The sequence below is a fragment of the Mesorhizobium sp. M7A.F.Ca.US.014.04.1.1 genome (assembly GCF_003998745.1).
Taxonomy (GTDB): domain Bacteria; phylum Pseudomonadota; class Alphaproteobacteria; order Rhizobiales; family Rhizobiaceae; genus Mesorhizobium; species Mesorhizobium ciceri.
This window is the reverse complement of the sequence record NZ_RZRW01001170.1, coordinates 1-928: the sequence shown is the minus strand read 5'-3', so window position 1 is coordinate 928 and position 928 is coordinate 1. Positions and strand designations below refer to the sequence as shown.

General features: G+C 65.1%; 1 protein-coding gene. It reads right to left on the bottom strand.

Annotation, left to right across the window (positions count from 1 at the left end; all coding sequences use genetic code 11):
- Positions 1-928, bottom strand: a 928-nt coding sequence (locus EOA22_RS35345) for an aldehyde dehydrogenase family protein (protein ID WP_127390700.1), incomplete at both ends; no start/stop codon positions are given.

Sequence of the window (928 nt, the reverse complement as noted above, 5' to 3'; positions counted from 1 at the left end):
CGTCGCCCCCTCCGCCCTGCCGATGTCGATATAGGACAGCACCTTCTTTTCATGCACCGGATGGATCAGCGGCCCGGCCACCGTTTTCGGATCGAGCGGGTGGCCGACGACGATGCGCTTCGCCCTCTCCGCGACTTTGGCGGTGAAGCTTTCATAGATCGAGGCTTCGACCAGAAGCCGCGACGACGAGGTGCAGCGCTCGCCATTCAGCGAATAGATCATGAATACGGCGGCGTCGGCGGCGCGCTCGAGATCGGCGTCGGCAAAGACGATCACAGGGTTCTTGCCGCCAAGCTCGAAATGCACGCGCTTCAGCGTGCCGGCGCCTTGCTTCATGATCATCGAACCGGTGCGGCTTTCGCCGACAAAACCGATCGCCCTGATGTCGGGATGCTCGGTCAGCGCCTTGCCGGCGTCTTCACCAAGGCCGTTGACCAGGTTCCATACGCCTTTCGGCAGGCCGGCCTCCTCGGCGATCTCGACCAGCAGGCGGGCGGTCAGCGGCGAGAATTCAGCCGGCTTATGAACCACGGTGCAGCCGGCCGCCAGCGCTGGCGCAATCTTCCACGTCGACAGCATGAACGGTGTGTTCCACGGCGTGATGATGCCGACCGGGCCGATCGGAACGCGCGTCGTCATATTGACCTGGCCTGTCGTACGCAGCGTCTCGCCGTCGCGCGCTTCGGGCGCGCGGTCGGCGAAGAAACGGAAATTCTCGGCACCGCGCAGCGCTGCCTTGGCCATGAACTTCAGCGCCTGGCCGGTATCCATGCATTCGACAAAAGCGATCTCCTCGGCGCGCGCTTCGATTGCGTCGGCGATTTTGTGCAGCAGCTTCTTGCGTGCCTCGCCAGGCATGGCTGCCCAGGCTGGGAACGCCGCCTTCGCCGCCTTGGCGGCGCGGTCGATGTCGGCGGCCCCGCCGCGC